Raw genomic sequence first — 15554 nt, forward strand, 5'->3', positions numbered from 1 at the left:
AATTGTAATTGGCTGCTATTTTCGCTGATCTGCAGTTGATACACAATCAAAGCTTGGTTATTTAATTAGCGGCTTAGGCAGCTAACAGACAAGATTGAGTGCTGTTTAACGTAACGGCGGTAATTATATCAGAAGAAGGCCGACATGCGGTGATAGAAATAGCTATTTGCTATCTAGACTGGTGAAATCTAGATAGCCAACAATCTAAAAAGCAAGGCTAAAATCTATCTTGCGCTGACGCATATCTATGGCGCTTAGTACAACGGTTACTGAGTCACCTAAGCTAAACTTATTCTGCGTATTGACTAACTGCTGTTTAGCTGGGTCAAAAACAGTGTCACCTTGACTAAAACTAGACAGCGGTACTAAGCCCTCTACACCTTCAACTTTACTGCTATTAAGCTGGACAAAGAAACCATAATGACAAACGCCGGTAATTGTAGCTGTAAAAGTATCACCCATAAATTGCTGCATATATTGGCATTTAAGTGCAGCTTCCACTTCACGGCTTACTTCATCTGCTTTACGAGATTGACCAGAGCAATGCTGACTTAACGCTGTAATTGTTGGTAAATTATAAGGGTAATGCTTTTTATCAACTACTTTGCTGCTGAAAATCTGTTGATTGAAAAAGCTAAACATTTTTTGCATAGGGTTAGCTGTTTGTTGCTGCAATTTAGCACGAATTGCCCTATGGGTAACTAAGTCGGCATAACGACGAATAGGCGACGTAAAGTGAGCATAAGCCTGATAGGCTAAACCAAAGTGGCCTTGGTTATCGGCTGAGTATTCTGCTTGGCTTTGCGAGCGAAGTAATAAAGTGCGAATAACACTAGCATCAGGACGCGACGCTATTTTGGCTAATAAGTCATTATAATGTGCAGGTTTAGGTTCATCACCGCCAGCTAATTGTAAGCCTTTATCGGCTAACAAGCTGCGTAATAGGCTAAGCTTTTTAAGCTGAGGCCCGGCATGAACACGAAATAAACTAGGTATTTTATGCTGCTGTAAAAACTGTGCTGTGGCCACATTGGCACAAAGCATAAATTCTTCAATCATTCGGTGCGCATCATTACGCACTATTGGCTCTATACTGGCAATTTTCTGTTTTTTCGTTAAGTTAAGCTTACGCTCTTGGCTAACAAATTCGATAGCACCACGCTTTACCCTAGCTTGCTGTAAGTTTAAAAATAACTTATGTAAGTTGATTATATGCGGCGCTATAGTAGGCAGCGAAGCATTAACCGCTTTAGCCATTTTTGACGCTGGTTTAGCAATAACGGCATGGGCTTGGTCATAAGTTAAGCGGGCATGAGAATGTATTAGCCCTTCAGTAAAACGCGAGTGGGTAACGAGGCCTTGTTGGTTTATCGTTATATCACAGACCATAACCAGGCGATCTTGGTTTGGCATTAATGAGCAAAGTCCATTAGATAAGGCTTCTGGTAACATTGGAATAACTTGACCGGGGCAATAAATAGATGTCGCCCGTTGTTGTGCAACAATATCTAAGGCATCGTCTGGTTTTACATAGTGCGATACATCGGCAATGGCTACCAGTAAACGCCAGTCACCTGTTGCAGTTTGTTGACAATAAACCGCATCATCAAAGTCTTTTGCATCTGCGCCATCTATAGTAACAAAGGGTAAGGCTCTATAATCAACCCGCGCTAACTTATCTTGTTCGCTAACAGTGCTGCCAAGCAACCTAGCTTGTTGCAGCACATTTTTGTCCCAGCTGTCTGTTATGCCATGACGACGTAATGCTAGTTTGGTTTCTAAACCTGAGCTACCCGGTAAGCCTAAGGCTTCGGTAATTTTAACCTGTGTGTTTTGACGAAAGCTGGGATAGTCAATAATTTGCGTATTTACAAACTGACCTAGATACAAAGCCACTTGCGCATCGGCAATAACCTCTATGCGTTGGTTTACTTTATTGTTATCAGCCTGCAAGTAGTAATCGTTACCTTGGCGTTTTAATAAGCCTGCAAGGTGAGTAGTATTACGCTGCACAACTTTAATAAACTTAGTAAAGGAGCGTTTAGTCGCATTAGCTTCAATTAATACCTGTACGGTATCACCATCAAAAACATGGCTTAATTGATTTTGTGTAATAAATAAATCTTTCTCAGTGTTGCTAAAACTAACAAAACCAAAACCATCAGGATGTAGACAAATATCACCGGTAATAAGTAATGACTGATCAATTAATTGATAGCCTTGGCGTTGATTAAACATCAACTGACCATCACGCTCCATAGCACGAAGTCGACGTCGTAATGCTTCTTTTTGATCAGCATTGTGTAAGTCTAAGGCATCGGCTATTTGCTCACGATCTAGGGTTTGCTTCATTTTTTTAAAAAGGCTTAAAATAAAGTCGCGACCTGGAATAGGATTATCATAAACGTTAGTTGATATTGACTGTGCGGTTGGGTTCAAATTCATAAAATTCTCTTAAATTCGCCCATCGCTTTTTGATTCTGTCTTTTCAAGCTAGAAATATAATTAATCTCGTAAGTTGCAAGGATAAGCTGGAATAAAGCATAAGGCGTGGCTGACTCAAGGAGTCAAGGATGTGGATTAAGCGATTAATAATCAACTTAATAGGGTATTAAGAAAAGATCCCAAACCATAACCTGGGATCTTCTATTATAGAGTTAATAAATATAAAAACTCGAAGCTGTGATTAACCTATTACAGGCTGATAATATTTTCAGCTTGTGGACCTTTTTGGCCTTGTGACAAAGTAAATTGTACACGTTGACCTTCAGCTAAAGTTTTGAAACCGTCGCCACTAATTGCACTGAAGTGAGCAAACACATCAGGGCCAGATTCTTGCTCGATAAAGCCAAAGCCTTTTGCTTCGTTAAACCATTTTACTGAACCAGTAGTTGTATTAGACATAATAGATATCCTAGATATTAATAAAAAATGCGCCTGAAATTAGGCTATAAAGCTGAAAAAACATATATTTAACTGAGGATAACGCGAAGAATTATTACTAATAAACTACGAGGTACATACAAATAAACAGGGCTTTCTAACAAGCCAGAAATCTATAGTAACAAGGCCTGACCATAAGCACAAGCTTTATTTAAAATAAATAAATTATATTAGATAAAGACACATAATATGCGCGTCTTCTGCGCCTTGTGCATTGCGATAATAATTAGGACGAATATCAACACAAGAAAAGCCAAAGCGTTCATAAAGGCCAATAGCCGCTTGATTTGAAGCTCTAACCTCAAGCCATAGCTCTGTTACTTGCTTAGCTGTTAAGTCTGCTATGAGTTTCTGCAGTAACTGTTTACCAAGGCCTTTACCCTGATGATTGGGATTAACGCATATATTAAATAGCTCAGCTTGATCGGCCACTATTTTGCAAAATACAAAGCCAATAAGCTGGTTATCAATGACTAGCTTATAATTGAAATACAATCCACTTAAACTAGATTGAAAAGCCGTTACTGGCCAGGGGTAAGGATTGGCTGCTAACTCAATTTGGTGAAGCGCAGGGATATCTGCGACCGTTATTTCGCTAAAGATCATGCCACACTCTGCTGTTGCAAAAACTGCCATAACTGCTTTTTATCTAAGCTAGAAAAATTAAACTCTTCAGGCACAATTAAGCAATCTTGTTCAATAGCATAGCCTGAGCCTTTAACCACCTGAGTAAGCTGTGGTAGCAAGATCTGTAAATCTAGCAATAGATTAGCACTTATTGGCAAGATAGTTTTTTGAGGTACTTTTTCAACTGCGGCTTCACTAGTCTGCGAAGCTGCCATACTAAGTTTAAGAGGGGTAATGCCTAGCGTTTTTAATAGGTTATTCTGACTCGGTGATAAGTTCATCATCTCACCTTATAAGAAGTGGCAGGGGCGGAGGGATTCGAACCCCCAACCATCGGTTTTGGAGACCGCTGTTCTACCAATTGGAACTACGCCCCTAACGCTAGAGTGGCCATTATACAAAAGCGCAGTTAAAGGTAAAGCAAAAAACAACCTTAACTCAATCAATTGCATATAAAACAAGCATCCAGATTCTTTATTAAGCATAATTCAACAACCCAGCTATATAGCTGGGTTCGCTATAAACTATTACTTAGCTTTATCGCTACGATATTTATCAAACCAATATAAAATATAAGCCGTTTTAGCCATTAAATTACTAGGTCGACTATAGATAGAATGTGATGCTTCGGGGATCCGCACCATAGCTGTTTCTACACCTTGTAATTGTAAGGCTTGATAAAACTGCTCTGTTTCAGAAATTGGAGTCCGATAATCAGCCTCACCTGTCATTAACATGGTCGGTGTTGTTACATTACCCACATAGCTAATAGGCGAATATTTTAAATAATGCTCAGGATTTTGCCACGGTAAAGCAGGAAACCAGTACTGAGAGAAGTAACTATACATATCGGCATTTAAAACAAAGCTAAACCAATTTATAACTGGCTTAACCGATACAGCAGCAGCAAAACGATCGGTGTGCCCTACTATCCAAGCAGTAAGTACACCACCGCCACTGCCTCCAGTTACAAAGAGTTGTTTTTCATCTATAAAGCCTTTTGCAATAACAGCATCAACACCATCCATTAAATCATTAAAATCTGTACTAGGATAATTATGATGAATAAGATTTGCAAAATCTTCGCCATAGCTTGTACTGCCTCTTGGGTTAGTGTAAAGCACCACATAACCTTTAGCTGCCATTAGCTGCAACTCCATGGCAAATTGAGGGCCATATGCAGTATGAGGGCCACCATGGATTTCTAGAATTAAAGGATATTGCTTACTAGGATCAAAGTTAGGCGGATACATTACCCAGCCTTGAAGATTACGCTTATCAACTGTCGAGCTATACCAAATTTCTTCAACTTTACTAATGCTACGATTAAATACTAAATCAGCATTAAAATCTGTGATTGTTTTCGTTTTACCTTTACTGACTATAGCTAACTCAGCAGGATGTTTAGCACTCATTTGGGTATAAGCAATAATGCCAGTATCAGCGGCAGAAAATTGACCGCCACTATAAGGCCGACTATAAGAACCACCACCCAGGTCGGATACTAAGGTTGAACGTTTACCTGATAGTGATTGACTCGCCAGAATGCCAGCCCCCTCACTATCATACTGTATATACAAGCCTTTACTATTAGCCTGCCACTGAAAACTATCAATAGCTCTATCAAGATCTTCAGTTAAGTTACGTTTATTAGAACCGTCTAAATTCATCACATATAAACGATTAGCTTGATGGCCTAGTTTACGATCATCATAGCCAACATAAGCAATTAACTTACCATCAGGTGATAGTGTCGGCTTACTATCCGGGCCGTCACGTTCGGTTAGGGCAATTAACTTTCTAGTTGAGATATCAAGTTTATATATTTCAGTATTAACAGGTTTACTTTGCCAATCAGGCTGTCTATTAGTTGAAAAATACAGCGATTTACTATCTAAAGACCAACTTATATCACCACTATGGTTATAATCACCTTCAGTTAATTGAATAGCTGAACCGCCATTAGAAGACATAATATAAATATGTCTAAAACCCAGTTTGGTATAACCCGCGCCATCAACTCGATACTGTTTATTATCGATATAAATAGCAGGTTTAGCCCAATCAGCACCAACTGGCTTGCCAGCTAAAGTAATAGGTGCTTGCATATTTTTTTCAGTAAACATACTAAAAGCTAACCAATGACCATCCGGTGACCAAGAAATATTTGAAGGACTACTGGCGAGTTGACCTAGCTGCGAGCTGCTACCAGTATCTAACCATTTGACATGAATTTGACCATTAACAATATAAGCTAGTCTATTTTGATCGGGAGACCAGCGAGGAGAGCTGGCATTAATATCTTTGTCGGTTAATGGCTGTAAGCTTTTGCCATCAACAGTACTTAACCAAAGCGTACTACGACGTCGATCAGTTTGCTTATCCATCCAGTTTCGGACAAATACTACCCTTTTTCCTGCTGCGTCAGGCTGTGGATCAGAAACAAACTCTAAATCAAACACATCTTCATACTGCAACGGTTTAACTTCTGCGGCACTTATACTTGCTGTGTAGATTAAGAATAAAGGTAGACACAGATAGTTAGTTATTGTTTTTAATTTCATCTGACTTCTCATTATTGTTAACATCATCTAGATACTACCCCATTAACAAATTAGGCTGTAGAGGTTTCGATTAAATAAAAGATTTAAGGGATATATAGCTGATAATTTGTAGGGATTTAAGTAAATTGCGATTTAATAGCAGACAATAACAGACCCCAGCTCATCGATTCTATTGAGTAATGTCTTGGCATCTTGGGCGGTGAACTACTTTGCGGCCACCTTCCATGGTAGCCGCCGCTGCGCAGTCAGCTGAGCTGACCCAATTCGTTCCTGACGAATTGGTCGCATGGGTCGCCCTGCTCGAGGAGTTTACCTGCCGGCGAACAAATACAAAAAAGCCCTAGTCTTTCGACTAGGGCTTTCTTTGTATTGGGTGCCTGGCGGTGAACTACTCTCGCATAGCGAATGCTACACTACCATCGTCGCAGCTGCGTTTCACTTCTGAGTTCGGAATGGGATCAGGTGGTTCCACAGCGCTATTGCCACCAGGCAAAAAACGTTTTATGCTCTTTAATTTAGCAAGCTTTAGTAATTCGACACACTATAACACTCTAAAACAGCTTGGGCGTTGTATGGTTAAGCCACACGGGCAATTAGTATCAGTTAGCTTAACACATCGCTGCGCTTCCACACCTGACCTATCAACGTTGTGGTCTTCAACGACCCTTTAGCAGACTCTAAGTCTGAGGGATGACTCATCTCGTGGCCGACTTCGCGCTTAGATGCTTTCAGCGCTTATTCGTTCCGAACGTAGCTACCGGGCAGTGCCATTGGCATGACAACCCGAACACCAGCGGTTCGTTCACTCCGGTCCTCTCGTACTAGGAGCAACTCCACTCAATCATCCAACGCCCACGGCAGATAGGGACCGAACTGTCTCACGACGTTCTAAACCCAACTCGCGTACCACTTTAAATGGCGAACAGCCATACCCTTGGGACCGACTTCAGCCCCAGGATGTGATGAGTCGACATCGAGGTGCCAAACACCGCCGTCGATATGAACTCTTGGGCGGTATCAGCCTGTTATCCCCGGAGTACCTTTTATCCGTTGAGCGATGGCCCTTCCATACAGAACCACCGGATCACTATGACCTACTTTCGTACCTGCTCGACGTGTCTGTCTCGCAGTTAAGCTGGCTTCTACCATTACACTAACCGTACGATGTCCGACCGTACTTAGCCAACCTTCGTGCTCCTCCGTTACGCTTTAGGAGGAGACCGCCCCAGTCAAACTACCCACCAGGCACTGTCCACGACCCCGATTAGGGGCCAACGTTAGAACATCAAACATACAAGGGTGGTATTTCAAGGTTGACTCCACTAGAACTAGCGTTCCAGCTTCAAAGTCTCCCACCTATCCTACACATGTAGGGTCAATGTTCAGTGCCAAGCTATAGTAAAGGTTCACGGGGTCTTTCCGTCTAGCCGCGGGTATACGGCATCTTCACCGCAATTTCAATTTCACTGAGTCTCTGCTGGAGACAGCCTGGCCATCATTACACCATTCGTGCAGGTCGGAACTTACCCGACAAGGAATTTCGCTACCTTAGGACCGTTATAGTTACGGCCGCCGTTTACCGGGGCTTCGATCAAGAGCTTCGCTTGCGCTAACCCCATCAATTAACCTTCCGGCACCGGGCAGGTGTCACACCCTATACGTCCTCTTACGAGTTTGCAGAGTGCTGTGTTTTTAATAAACAGTTGCAGCCAGCTGGTCACTGCGACTCTAGTATGCTTACGGAGCAAGTCCTTAACACACCAGAGCGTACCTTCTCCCGAAGTTACGGTACTATTTTGCCTAGTTCCTTCAGCAGAGTTCTCTCAAGCGCCTTGGTATGCTCTACCTGACCACCTGTGTCGGTTTAGGGTACGATCACCAATACCTGAAGCTTAGAGGTTTTTCCTGGAAGCATAGCATCAACAGCTTCGTGTCCTTGGACACTCGTCTCGTATCTCAGCCTTAAGAAACCGGATTTGCCTAGTTTCTCAGCCTACTTACTTTCACGCGGACTACCAACGCCGCGCCTGCCTAGCTTTCTCCGTCACCCCATCGCAGTATTGGTCGGTACGGGAATATTAACCCGTTTCCCATCGACTACGCTTCTCAGCCTCGCCTTAGGGGTCGACTCACCCTACCCTGATTAACATGGGATAGGAACCCTTGGTCTTTCGGCGGGGAAGTTTTTCACTCCCCTTATCGTTACTCATGTCAGCATTCGCACTTCTGATACGTCCAGCATACCTCCCGGTACACCTTCAACCGCTTACAGAACGCTCCTCTACCACTTGTGCAAGCACAAGTCCGCAGCTTCGGTGAATGATTTAGCCCCGTTACATCTTCCGCGCAGGCCGACTCGACTAGTGAGCTATTACGCTTTCTTTAAAGGATGGCTGCTTCTAAGCCAACCTCCTAGCTGTCTATGCCTTCCCACATCGTTTTCCACTTAATCATTACTTTGGGACCTTAGCTGGCGGTCTGGGTTGTTTCCCTTTCCACGACGGACGTTAGCACCCGCCGTGTGTCTCCCGAGTAGTACTCATTGGTATTCGGAGTTTGCATGGGGTTGGTAAGTCGGGATGACCCCCTAGCCCAAACAGTGCTCTACCCCCAATGGTATTCGCTCGAGGCGCTACCTAAATAGCTTTCGAGGAGAACCAGATATCTCCGAGCTTGATTAGCCTTTCACTCCGACCCACAAGTCATCCCCTAATTTTTCAACATTAGTGGGTTCGGTCCTCCAGTTAGTGTTACCCAACCTTCAACCTGCTCATGGGTAGATCGCCCGGTTTCGGGTCTACACCCTGCAACTTATCGCCCAGTTAAGACTCGGTTTCCCTACGGCTCCCCTATTCGGTTAACCTTGCTACAAAATGTAAGTCGCTGACCCATTATACAAAAGGTACGCAGTCACCCCACGAAGGGGCTCCCACTGCTTGTACGTACACGGTTTCAGGTTCTATTTCACTCCCCTTACAGGGGTTCTTTTCGCCTTTCCCTCACGGTACTGGTTCACTATCGGTCAGTCAGGAGTATTTAGCCTTGGAGGATGGTCCCCCCATGTTCAAACAGGATATCACGTGTCCCGTCTTACTCGTTTTCACTAAAAAGGTATTGTCGTGTACGGGGCTATCACCCTGTATCGCTACGCTTTCCAACGTATTCCACTAACACCTAGCTAGCTTAAGGGCTAGTCCGCGTTCGCTCGCCGCTACTGACGGAATCTCGGTTGATTTCTTTTCCTCGGGGTACTTAGATGTTTCAGTTCTCCCGGTTCGCCTCGTTACACTATGTATTCATGTAACGATAGTGCATAAATGCACTGGGTTTCCCCATTCGGATATCTTAGGCTATAACGGTTTTTATCACCTTACCTAAGCTTTTCGCAGATTAACACGTCCTTCATCGCCTCTGACTGCCAAGGCATCCACCGTGTACGCTTATTCACTTAACCATACAACCCCAAGATGTCTTGAGTATTATACAGTGTGTCTTGCGTCACACTCACTTCTTATAAAGAAGCGGTTGCTTAGCTTGTTTCTTTTTACTTTCAGCTTGCCAAATTGTTAAAGAGCAGTTTGAGATTAAACTCAAATCAAACTATTCTTGATTAAGAACCGTTTGATTTGAATTTGTTGAGCAAATTATTTAGCCATCGGCTATTAGGCTAGGCGCGGTAAACCGAAGCATACTTTTGTATGTGAGGTTTAGTGCAACAACGCATAATAGTTGATGGTGGAGTTAAGCGGGATCGAACCGCTGACCTCCTGCGTGCAAGGCAGGCGCTCTCCCAGCTGAGCTATAACCCCATCTTATAGCTTCGGATTTTAACCTTATGCATCGCCTTTATTCATCACTCGCGCGTTCATTTACCTAAGTAAACTCACTTGCTCGCGATTCAGTCGGCTTGCCTAAGCTTAAACTTCTCGCTCTAAGTCTTTCTTGATAAACTTAATTGCTTGTTAGACTAGGCACTTTACTGCGATGCATACATCAGTATGCGAGTAGTAAAGTAACAACGTATAACACGCAATTTGGTGGGTCTGAGTAGACTCGAACTACCGACCTCACCCTTATCAGGGGTGCGCTCTAACCACCTGAGCTACAGACCCGGTCTAACTGGTCTGTTTTACTTATTGCATCGTTGCCAACTTCACTCAATCAGTTATGTACTACAGTACACTCCTTCTCTCGCTAAGCTGCCGCCTCGCTCTAAGCAAAACATCCTGCGTTATCCATTAATTATAACGAACTTCGCAATAAACTTTATTTGCTCTATCTCTGCAATCAATCATGTGTGTGAACACTTATAACTTTATTTCACTTAAGGTAAGGAGGTGATCCAACCCCAGGTTCCCCTAGGGTTACCTTGTTACGACTTCACCCCAGTCATGAATCACAAAGTGGTAAACGCCCTCCCGAAGGTTAAGCTATCTACTTCTTTTGCAACCCACTCCCATGGTGTGACGGGCGGTGTGTACAAGGCCCGGGAACGTATTCACCGTGGCATTCTGATCCACGATTACTAGCGATTCCTACTTCACGCAGTCGAGTTGCAGACTGCGATCCGGACTACGATATGCTTTATGAGATCCGCTCACTGTCGCCAGCTTGCCTCCCTCTGTACATACCATTGTAGCACGTGTGTAGCCCTACTCGTAAGGGCCATGATGACTTGACGTCGTCCCCACCTTCCTCCGGTTTATCACCGGCAGTCTCCCTAGAGTTCCCACCATTACGTGCTGGCAACTAAGGATAAGGGTTGCGCTCGTTGCGGGACTTAACCCAACATTTCACAACACGAGCTGACGACAGCCATGCAGCACCTGTCTTAGCGTTCCCGAAGGCACAATCGTATCTCTACAATCTTCGCTAGATGTCAAGAGTAGGTAAGGTTCTTCGCGTTGCGTCGAATTAAACCACATGCTCCACCGCTTGTGCGGGCCCCCGTCAATTCATTTGAGTTTTAATCTTGCGACCGTACTCCCCAGGCGGTCTACTTAGTGCGTTAGCTGCGCTACTCACAGTACAAGACCGCGAACAGCTAGTAGACATCGTTTACGGCGTGGACTACCAGGGTATCTAATCCTGTTTGCTCCCCACGCTTTCGTACCTCAGCGTCAGTATTGTGCCAGGGGGCCGCCTTCGCCACTGGTATTCCTCCAAATCTCTACGCATTTCACCGCTACACTTGGAATTCTACCCCCCTCTCACATACTCTAGCCAACCAGTTTTGAATGCAATTCCCAGGTTGAGCCCGGGGCTTTCACATCCAACTTAATTAACCGCCTACGTACGCTTTACGCCCAGTAATTCCGATTAACGCTTGCACCCCTCGTATTACCGCGGCTGCTGGCACGAAGTTAGCCGGTGCTTCTTCTGCGAGTAACGTCAAAAATAAGCGCTATTAACACTTACCCCTTCCTCCTCGCTGAAAGTGCTTTACAACCCGAAGGCCTTCTTCACACACGCGGCATGGCTGGATCAGGCTTGCGCCCATTGTCCAATATTCCCCACTGCTGCCTCCCGTAGGAGTCTGGGCCGTGTCTCAGTCCCAGTGTGGCTGATCATCCTCTCAAACCAGCTAGAGATCGTCGCCTTGGTGAGCCATTACCTCACCAACTAGCTAATCTCACGTAGGTACATCAAACAGCGAATGGCCCGAAGGTCCCATTCTTTGGTCCGTAGACGTTATGCGGTATTAACAGCCGTTTCCAACTGGTATCCCCCTCTGCTTGGCAGTTCCCTACGCATTACTCACCCGTCCGCCGCTCGTCATCACCCGAAGGCATGTTACCGCTCGACTTGCATGTGTTAGGCCTGCCGCCAGCGTTCAATCTGAGCCATGATCAAACTCTTCTATTAAAGTTATTTCTGCTACCTAAGTAGCTGCTCAATTGTACTGACTTAAAACATATTTCTATGTGTAGTCACTCAACCGATGCATTTCATTTTTGTGAAATGCCATCATAAGTGCTCACACAGATGATTGATTGCGAATTGTTAAAGAGCGTGCTTCTACTTAAGAAGCGGGAGGCACATATTACACTTCCCAGTTTTTAAGTCAAGCGTAAAGATAATTCTTTTTTGCTAATTTAGCTAGCATAAAACCTATCTTCACACCTGACTTTCTTGCCTGCTTTACAGTGTTTGTTACCACTGCGAAGCGAGGGCGCCATTTTAGAGATTTAAGTCTTGCTGTCAAGCCTCTTTTAAAAAGAATTTTGACTCACTTCTTAAACCGCTTGGAGAACCCTTACTGCGTATCCCCGTTGGCATGGCGCGCATTATAGGTGGTTTTAACGGATGCGCAAGCGCTTATTGCAGAAATATTACAACATTCGAATCGTTCGCATAAAGTTTAGCCAATATGCTACTTATTCAAACAATCACATTGGGATTTTACCTTTTTAACGTGGTTTTATAGCAACCGCAGCTTTTAATCTATTTTTACCGTAACTAAAGGCACGAATAAATACTTTATGTTCTATTGGAATATATTGGCGCTCAGTAGTAGATAACCAAGGTATATCCTCTATATCGGGATCATTTATATAGACAAAATGTTCGTCCACTGCACAGACCACCACCCAATGCGGTGCTTTACTTTTATCAAATTGCCAAGTGCTAATTAATACGACGAGTAGCATGCCTTGCTCTAACTGCTGTTTAATCATGGCTATTGTTAAATCTGTATGATGCACCGTTAATCTCAACTGCTCCATTCGCTGTTTAAAGCTATCGTGTACTCGCTGTATAATTAATTTTTTAGCTTCACTACGTACCGATGTAGTAAAGAGTGGCCCATCTTTATTAATGTACACTTCGGCAGTAAATCCCCGTTGCCATGCAGCTAAAGCTAAACCTCTTGGACCACAGCCACCATGACCTGATGTCATAAATATTGTGGTGGCTTCACGCCAGATATCAATTTCTAACTGTTGTGGATTAAATTGATTAGGTAAAAAGTAATTGAATACCATTAATAGACAGGCAGGCCCGCAAGTGAATGGAGTCGTTTGCGCTATATAGGGTACTTGTCGGGTAACGCTAGTAGTGTCAAATTGAATAACCTGCTTTTGCATACATATAGCATCACTATGATCTTCATAGAAATCATGCTTAATAGCAAAATCGCTGTAGCCCAGCTTATGGTATAAAGCTATTGCCCCGCTATTATCTGGCCTTACTTCAAGCCTTAATAATACACATAAACGTTTAGCTGCCGCTCGTTCTGCTTGCTGCATTAAGATTTCAGCTAATCCTTGTTTACGAAAAGCAGGATTAATGGCTATTGAATACAATCTGGCTAAACTGGTACCTGCTCGATATAGCAATAAAAAGTAGCCGGCAATCTGACCACTTTTTTCTAATACAATTAGATCATTCCGCGGTTCAGGAATAAAACGTTTAATGCTCCGTAAGCTAATTCTATCTGCGCTAAAGATATGCATCGCTTAGCTGAGTTTGATGGTTTATTTATTCGCGAAACCACAGCTGTAAATCATCACACTTTTTATATGGCACAAAAAGCTGAACGTGAAGGCTTAGCTGTTATAGACGATCCAAATTCGATCTTACGTTGTGGTAACAAGGTTTATTTACATACGTTATTTGAGCAGCATAAAGTACCGATGCCAGATGGCGTAATGCTATTTAAACATGATGAAGATAACTTAGTTAGGGCTGTAGATGCCCTAGGCTTACCCTTAGTACTTAAAATCCCGGATGGAAGTTTTTCTAGGGGAGTAGTCAAAGTAAAAACTTTGACCGACTTTAAAACTCAGCTCACAGAGTTATTTAACCAAAGCTCGATCATTTTAGCCCAGCGCTATACCTTTACTGAATATGACTGGCGTATAGGTGTGCTAAATGGTCAAGCAATCTTCGCCTGTAAGTATTTTATGGCACGCAATCATTGGCAAATCTATATGCACGGTAAAACTAAAACCCAAAGCGGTGGCTTTACCACTTGTGCTGTTAACGAGGTCCCTGTGCATGTATTACAGGCGGCGATTAAAGCTTGTGCACCTATAGGTGATAGTTTATACGGTGTCGATGTGAAACAAGACGGCGATAAAGTCTATGTGATCGAAGTTAACGACAACCCTAATATAGATGATGGCGTTGAGGACTTACATTTAGGTAATAAGTTATATGACATGATAGTAGAAGACTTTATTCGTCGTATTGAACTTAAACGCTGAGCCATTCAGCTTTAAAATCAAAAAAAACGGCTTAGGCCGGTTAAATTGGTGCAGATGGAGAGACTCGAACTCTCACGCTTTGTGGGCACAAGCACCTGAAGCTTGCGTGTCTACCAATTCCACCACATCTGCGTACTGTTTAATTACAGAGTTTATATCTACTTTAAACAGGAGCCGAAGTATAACGAGTTTCAACTGCCAGTCAATAACTATAAACCTAGGCGAATATGCTTATTTATCTCGTTATACAGCTTGTTAATACTAGCCTTTACTTAAATAGGCCAATTTCCTGTAAACGCTGCAACAAATAATCATTAGCACTTATAGGTTCTGGATAGCGATTAGGCCTTTCTGCACTAATACAGCTGCTTAATGTTTCAATAACAAAGTCAGGGTTAGGGTGCATAAAAAACGGAATTGAATAACGTGGCTCACCAGCAGCAACGCCCGCGGGATTTACCACCCTATGGGTAGTTGAAGGCAAGACATGATTAGTTAAACGCTGCAACATGTCGCCAATATTTACAACTATAGTGCCCTCGATTGTTGTTATCGGTAGCCAGCTGCCATCACGACGTAAAATTTCTAAGCCTGCCTCATTTGAACCAACTAAAAGGGTAATTAAATTAATATCCTCATGTTGCCCAGCTCGAATAGATAGGGTGCTGGTGTTGGTAATTGGTGGATAGTGAATTGGACGTAATATTGAATTACCATAATTTACTTTATCTGCAAAATACTGTTGTTCTTGGCCTAAATACAAGGCTAACGCCTCTAGTACGGTATGACCTAACTGCTCAAGTTTGCTAAATAAAGTATAAGTTGCCTGTTTAAAGCCTAAAATTTCACTTGGCCAAATATTTGGGTACAAACTTGGGTGCTGTGCTGTGCCTACATATTCTCGACCTATATGATAAAACTCTTTTAGATCTGGAAACTTACTGTCTTTGGCTGTTTCTATCCCTAGTGCAGTATAACCCCGTGCCCCGCCCTTTCCTGCTAGATGATATTTGGCTTTTACCTCTGCCGATAATGCAAAGAATGCCTTAATAGCATCATAGGCATTAGCTACTACTGGCGCTGGAATATCATGGCCGCTAATACCACAAAAACCAAATTCAGTGTATGCCTGGCCAATTTCGGAGACGAAGTTTTCTTTGTCGGTACTAAACCGCCTAATATCTAAAGTTGGAACTTGCTGTACCATATAAAA

General features: G+C 43.1%; 8 protein-coding genes, 4 tRNA genes and 3 rRNA genes. 1 reads left to right on the forward strand and 14 read right to left on the reverse strand.

From position 1 onward, the window contains the following. Positions 1–204: 204 nt before the first annotated feature. The 12 genes from rnr to RDV63_RS11325 form a co-directional block, all read right to left on the reverse strand. The gene (gene rnr / locus RDV63_RS11270) at positions 205–2445 is read right to left on the reverse strand and encodes a ribonuclease R (RefSeq protein WP_313909601.1); all 2241 of its coding nucleotides are present in this window, start codon (positions 2443–2445) and stop codon (positions 205–207) included. 249 nt (positions 2446–2694) lie between these two features. Next, on the reverse strand, positions 2695–2904 hold the full coding sequence (locus RDV63_RS11275) for a cold-shock protein (RefSeq protein ID WP_313909602.1): 210 nt from the start codon (positions 2902–2904) through the stop codon (positions 2695–2697). A gap of 204 nt (positions 2905–3108) precedes the next feature. Beyond that, entirely contained in the window at positions 3109–3579 is a 471-nt protein-coding gene (rimI, locus tag RDV63_RS11280) for a ribosomal protein S18-alanine N-acetyltransferase (protein WP_313909603.1), read from the reverse strand. Further along, positions 3546–3851, reverse strand: a complete 306-nt coding sequence (locus tag RDV63_RS11285) for a hypothetical protein (protein ID WP_313909604.1) — start codon at positions 3849–3851, stop codon at positions 3546–3548. The genes rimI and RDV63_RS11285 overlap by 34 nt, the downstream gene beginning before the upstream one ends. Before the next feature lie 19 nt (positions 3852–3870). After that, positions 3871–3947 (reverse strand) — tRNA-Trp (locus RDV63_RS11290). Between the two features lie 150 nt (positions 3948–4097). Further along, complete coding sequence (locus RDV63_RS11295) at positions 4098–6134, reverse strand: S9 family peptidase (RefSeq protein ID WP_313909605.1); 2037 nt, start codon at positions 6132–6134, stop codon at positions 4098–4100. 375 nt (positions 6135–6509) lie between these two features. Continuing rightward, a 5S ribosomal RNA gene (gene rrf, locus RDV63_RS11300) occupies positions 6510–6624 on the reverse strand. 82 nt (positions 6625–6706) lie between these two features. Further along, a 23S ribosomal RNA gene (locus RDV63_RS11305) occupies positions 6707–9588 on the reverse strand. Between the two features lie 279 nt (positions 9589–9867). Then, positions 9868–9943, reverse strand: a tRNA-Ala gene (locus RDV63_RS11310). Positions 9944–10169: 226 nt separating this feature from the next. Continuing rightward, positions 10170–10246, reverse strand: a tRNA-Ile gene (locus tag RDV63_RS11315). Between the two features lie 218 nt (positions 10247–10464). Beyond that, positions 10465–11999 (reverse strand): 16S ribosomal RNA (locus RDV63_RS11320). Together the 16S, 23S and 5S rRNA genes with 2 tRNA genes alongside form the textbook arrangement of a ribosomal RNA operon. A gap of 545 nt (positions 12000–12544) precedes the next feature. Continuing rightward, entirely contained in the window at positions 12545–13588 is a 1044-nt protein-coding gene (locus RDV63_RS11325) for a peptidase C39 family protein (protein WP_313909606.1), read from the reverse strand. On the opposite strand from RDV63_RS11325, the gene RDV63_RS11330 reads away from it, so the two are divergent. Beyond that, on the forward strand, positions 13583–14341 hold the full coding sequence (locus RDV63_RS11330; RefSeq protein ID WP_313909608.1) for a RimK family alpha-L-glutamate ligase: 759 nt from the start codon (positions 13583–13585) through the stop codon (positions 14339–14341). The genes RDV63_RS11325 and RDV63_RS11330 overlap by 6 nt on opposite strands. Before the next feature lie 46 nt (positions 14342–14387). On the opposite strand, the gene RDV63_RS11335 is transcribed toward RDV63_RS11330, so the two are convergent. Continuing rightward, positions 14388–14473: transfer RNA gene (locus RDV63_RS11335), tRNA-Leu, on the reverse strand. Between the two features lie 136 nt (positions 14474–14609). Next, on the reverse strand, positions 14610–15548 hold the full coding sequence (locus RDV63_RS11340) for an isopenicillin N synthase family dioxygenase (protein ID WP_313909609.1): 939 nt from the start codon (positions 15546–15548) through the stop codon (positions 14610–14612). Positions 15549–15554: the final 6 nt, after the last annotated feature.

Source organism: Rheinheimera sp. MMS21-TC3 (assembly GCF_032229285.1).
In the GTDB taxonomy this organism is placed as follows: domain Bacteria; phylum Pseudomonadota; class Gammaproteobacteria; order Enterobacterales; family Alteromonadaceae; genus Alishewanella.

Bases quoted from the DNA above. Each gene is read 5' to 3' on its own strand.
- rnr (WP_313909601.1), bottom strand. From the start codon at position 2,445: ATGAATTTGAACCCAACCGCACAGTCAATATCAACTAACGTTTATGAT.
- RDV63_RS11275 (WP_313909602.1), bottom strand. From the start codon at position 2,904: ATGTCTAATACAACTACTGGTTCAGTAAAATGGTTTAACGAAGCAAAA.
- rimI (WP_313909603.1), bottom strand. From the start codon at position 3,579: ATGGCAGTTTTTGCAACAGCAGAGTGTGGCATGATCTTTAGCGAAATA.
- RDV63_RS11285 (WP_313909604.1), bottom strand. From the start codon at position 3,851: ATGAACTTATCACCGAGTCAGAATAACCTATTAAAAACGCTAGGCATT.
- RDV63_RS11295 (WP_313909605.1), bottom strand. From the start codon at position 6,134: ATGAAATTAAAAACAATAACTAACTATCTGTGTCTACCTTTATTCTTA.
- RDV63_RS11330 (WP_313909608.1), top strand. From the start codon at position 13,583: ATGCATCGCTTAGCTGAGTTTGATGGTTTATTTATTCGCGAAACCACA.
- RDV63_RS11325 (WP_313909606.1), bottom strand. From the start codon at position 13,588: ATGCATATCTTTAGCGCAGATAGAATTAGCTTACGGAGCATTAAACGT.
- RDV63_RS11340 (WP_313909609.1), bottom strand. From the start codon at position 15,548: ATGGTACAGCAAGTTCCAACTTTAGATATTAGGCGGTTTAGTACCGAC.